We start from the raw sequence: 4,099 nt of genomic DNA on the forward strand, positions 1-4,099 counted from the left end.
CGTACCTGCACACCGTGAACCGCGAGATCTTCTCCGACTGAGCGCGCAGCCGGGTGGCCGAAGGTCGGCCTTCGTTCGTTGAAACCAGTCAGTGACCGGTATCGGCGAACTGATCTGGAATGTCGACACAGTGCAGGTGAGACCGCCGTCGCACAGCCGCTTCTGGCAAGTCCGGGGGCAGAAATATCGACAAGTCATTGACTTGAATCAGTAACAGCGATAGAACTGAGCTCACAATGACGCCACACCTCAAGCCGACCACGCGCGAGTCGCGCAGGCGGCAGACGCGGGAGCGGATCCTGGGTGCGGCGGTCGCCGAGTTCAAGCGATCGGGTATGGCCGGTGCCGAGGTGTCCACCATCGTGGCCGCGGCGGGCGTCGCACACGGGACGTTCTACTTCCACTTCCCGACCAAGGACCACGTGCTGCTCGAACTGGAACGCCGCGAGGAGTCGCGTGTTGCCGCCGAACTCACCCGGTTCCTGGACACCCCCCACGATCTGTCGGCCACTCTGACGGAGGTCGCCCGGCTGGTCACCGGTCTTCAGCAACGGCTCGGTGAGAGCCTCTTCAAAGACATTCTGGCGTCCCACTTCTCGCCGTCACGACCGCTTGCGGACGGCTGGACCGACCATCCCGTCATCGTGCTGCTGGTCCGGGAGATCGAACGGGCGCGGGGCGAGGGGGCGCTGCACCCGCAGGTCGACGCCTTCGACAGTGCCGTGTTCTACCTCCTCGGGATCTACGGGGTGCTCACCGCGACGAACGACCGCGCGACCAGGGACACCGTGCTGACCGGGCTGGTCGCCTCCGCGGTGCGAGGTCTGGAGGTCCGGTGAGACCTTCCCGCCCCTGCGACCCGCCATCGACCTCCGAAACCACAACGAGGGAGCCGCACAATGGGTTACATCTGGGAGATTCTCCGCTACGTCGCCGCCTGGGGCGGAACGGGACTCATCATCTGGTTCTGGTATTGGATGTTCTCCAACATCGGCACCTTCTGACCGCGTCCCGCTCGGCGCCGGCCGTCGGAGGTGGCCGGCGGTGACCGAACTCGCCGACATGGCGGCCATGGAGATGGAGCGGAGCTGCTCGCTCACGGCGGTGGCACTGAGCGACGAGCGCCGCGAAGGCGCGCGACTCGTGACGGGCACGCACCGCGCCTTCAGCTTGAACGCGGGCCGGACCTTCGTGCACGTCCCGTATCCGCCGACGGTGCGGAACTGGTCGCGGCGAACCCTGACCTGCGGTGTCGCGCTGCAGTGTGCGCCGTCGAAGGATCGGCTGGCGGCCTACCGGCTCAATGAGCTGTCCGCACGGGAACTGCACGCGCTGACGCTCGTCGAGGCGGGAGTCGCACTCGGCTGGGTCGCCTCCCGATGGCCGGGCCTGATTCCGGAGTTCCGCCGTGTCGTGCCCGCGCTGGATGCGGGTGATGCCGACATGGACGCCCGCTCGATGATCGAGCGCGCCGTCGAGATGGCGCAGCGGCGAACCGAACTCATCGACGATCCGCTGCTGGGGCGGCTCCCGTCGGTGTACACGGCGCCCGACGGACTGATCGACAAGTTCCGCAGGCAGTTCGGCAGACTGCCGTGGACCACGACGCAGAAGCGGATGCCCCAGCCGCACTCGGTGCCGGTGGGCGGCGACGGCGGTGTCCGCAACCCGAACCTGCCACCGCCGAGCCGGCCCGACGAGAGCGACCTCGACGTCACCCCGGAACACCGCCCGGGGATCCCGTATCCCGAGTGGAACGCCTGGACGAAGAGCTTCCTGCCGGATCATGTCGCCGTACTGGAGCGGGCGCGCGACGCACACGTCGGCGAGTCGAGAATCGAGTCGGCCGACCTGCGGAAGTGGTTCGAGGAGCACACCCACCGCGCCATGACCGGTCGTCTGGAGGACGGTTCGGATCTCGACGTCGACCAGTACGTCCGGCACTACATGGACCGCAGGACGGGGGAAGCGGGAGAACCGCGGGTGTTCCGCGAACTGCTGCCGCGTCACCGCGACGTCAGCACCGCGCTGCTTTTGGACGGCAGTTCGTCACTCGGTGTGCACGGTGGCCGGATCTTCCGGCTGGAACTGGCCTGCGCCGACGCGCTGTCGCGAGCCATGACCAACGCCCGCGAGCGGCACGGCATCTTCGTCTTCACCGGCAACACCCGGCACCGGGTCGAGGTGCGCTGCCTCAAGGAGTTCGAGGAGGCCCGCTTCGTCCCGCCCGGCAGCCTCGGGCTGACCACCGGCGGATACACCCGGCTCGGGGCCCCGTTGCGCCACCTCACCAACCGCCTGCTGGCGCAGCCGTCCGAGCGGAGACTGCTGATCGTCATCGGCGACGGGCTCATCTCCGACGAGGGCTACGAGGGCCGCTACGCCTGGGCCGACGCCGCGCACGCGGTCGAGGAGGCCAACGACGCGGGCGTCTCGGTGTACTACGTCGGCGTCGGGCCCACCCGGGTCGATCCGCTACCCGAGGTCTTCGGACCGCGCCGCTCGCAACGCATCCGGCGCGTGGAGGAGTTGCCGAGGGTGCTGGCACACGTCCACCGCGAACTGGTCAGCGCATGACCGCCGACGATCCGAGGGAGAGATGACGCCAGTCACCTACTACGCGAACGGCAACGAGGTCCAGCTGTTCGAGCAGGCATACACGCGCAGGATCCCGGTCATGCTCACCGGACCGACCGGGTGCGGCAAGACCCGGTTCGTCGAACACATGGGGTCGCTGCTCAACCGGCCCGTGGTCACCATCAGTTGCCACGACGACCTGACGAGCTCCGATCTCGTCGGACGGTTCATGGTGACCGGCGGCGACGTCGTCTGGACCGACGGGCCCCTGACCCGGGCGGTGAAGACCGGCGCCATCTGCTACCTCGACGAGGTGGTGGAGGCCCGCCACGACTCGCTGGCGATCCTGCACTCGCTGACCGATCACCGCCGCGCGCTGTACCTCGACCGGGCCGGTGAGGTGGTACACGCCCCCGAGGAGTTCATGCTGGTCTGTTCGTACAACCCGGCCTACCGCAGCTCACTCAAGGAGCTCAAACCCTCGTTCCGGCAGCGGTTCGTCACCCTGCCGATGAACTATCTGCCCGCGGAACGCGAAGCCGAGGTGATCGTCGCGGAGACCGGAATCGACTCTGCGGTGGCGCGGCGACTGGTGCACTGCGCGACCGCCATCCGCACCGCCGATCAGGCCTTCCACTTCGAGCCGCCGTCCACCCGGGTGCTGGTCACCGCCGGGCAGCTGATCGCCGCGGGCGCAGGCGAACTCGAAGCGGCCGAAGCCAGCATCCTGGCACCGCTGAGCACCGACGGCGCGATCAACGACGGCCTGCGGGAGGTCGCGGCCGCCAGCCTGATGAGCGATACCTCCAGCGCGCAACCACTCTAGAAAGGGATTTCCGATGGTCGACCAGAGAGAGAAGAAGCGGAAGCGGGCACTCATCGTCTTCCAGGTCGCGATCTACGGCTACCTGTTGGTGATGTTCCTGATCCAGCTGTACATGTCGTTCAGCCGCGGGTGGTGGGACCTGTGAACCTGCCACTGCTCGGCCGGCGTTCGGCGGCTGGGGCGGCGGTGGCGGGCGCGCCGCCGGGCGGGTCGGTGTCGTTCGATGAGCACCACGACGAATCGCGCCTCGCGCAACGGCGGGCCGACAAGTGGATGATCGTCGGCGCCGCACTGATGGGAATGTGGGCGCCCGGCCTGATCGGATTCCCGATCTTCATGCGCGGAGTATGGCTGCAGCGCCAGGCGTTACGGGCCGGGCTGTCGGTGCGCCCGATGATCGTCACCCTGATCGGCTACCTCGTCCTCATCGACGGAATGCTCAACAGTCTGGGCTGGGCACTGGATCTCGTCGCCAATCACACCCTGATCAACCGGGTGCTGATGGTCGGGTGGGGCCACATGTTCGACGCCGGATACTTCTGGCACTACAACGAACTGTGGGTCGGCGGTGCCGCGGGTCCCGGCGAGAAGGCGATGGTGATGGGCATGATCATCACCGTCTTCGCGATGCGGTGCGCTGCGGCGATCGGATTCCTGCAGATGAAGCGCTGGGGCCACCAGTGGATGATCATCACC

Annotated in this window: 5 protein-coding genes; all 5 read left to right on the forward strand. The window is 67.5% G+C overall.

The window, feature by feature from the left end; all coding sequences use genetic code 11:
• Positions 1–236: 236 nt before the first annotated feature.
• Positions 237–839, forward strand: coding sequence for a TetR/AcrR family transcriptional regulator (locus Q2100_RS30035; RefSeq protein ID WP_302916956.1), 603 nt, complete (start codon positions 237–239; stop codon positions 837–839).
• Between the two features lie 205 nt (positions 840–1,044).
• Positions 1,045–2,577 carry a nitric oxide reductase activation protein NorD gene (locus Q2100_RS30040; protein ID WP_302916957.1) on the forward strand — a complete coding sequence of 511 codons (1,533 nt, stop codon included), beginning with the start codon at positions 1,045–1,047 and terminating at the stop codon, positions 2,575–2,577.
• A gap of 22 nt (positions 2,578–2,599) precedes the next feature.
• Positions 2,600–3,403: a CbbQ/NirQ/NorQ/GpvN family protein gene (locus Q2100_RS30045; protein WP_264012119.1), complete on the forward strand. Its 804-nt coding sequence runs from the start codon at positions 2,600–2,602 to the stop codon at positions 3,401–3,403.
• Between the two features lie 13 nt (positions 3,404–3,416).
• Positions 3,417–3,548, forward strand: coding sequence for a hypothetical protein (locus Q2100_RS30050; RefSeq protein WP_302916958.1), 132 nt, complete (start codon positions 3,417–3,419; stop codon positions 3,546–3,548).
• Positions 3,545–4,099, forward strand: a 555-nt coding sequence (locus Q2100_RS30055; RefSeq protein ID WP_407667725.1) for a hypothetical protein, incomplete at its 3' end; no start/stop codon positions are given. The genes Q2100_RS30050 and Q2100_RS30055, both read left to right, overlap by 4 nt.

Source organism: Mycolicibacterium arseniciresistens (genome assembly GCF_030519285.1).
Taxonomy (GTDB): Bacteria; Actinomycetota; Actinomycetes; order Mycobacteriales; family Mycobacteriaceae; genus Mycobacterium; species Mycobacterium arseniciresistens.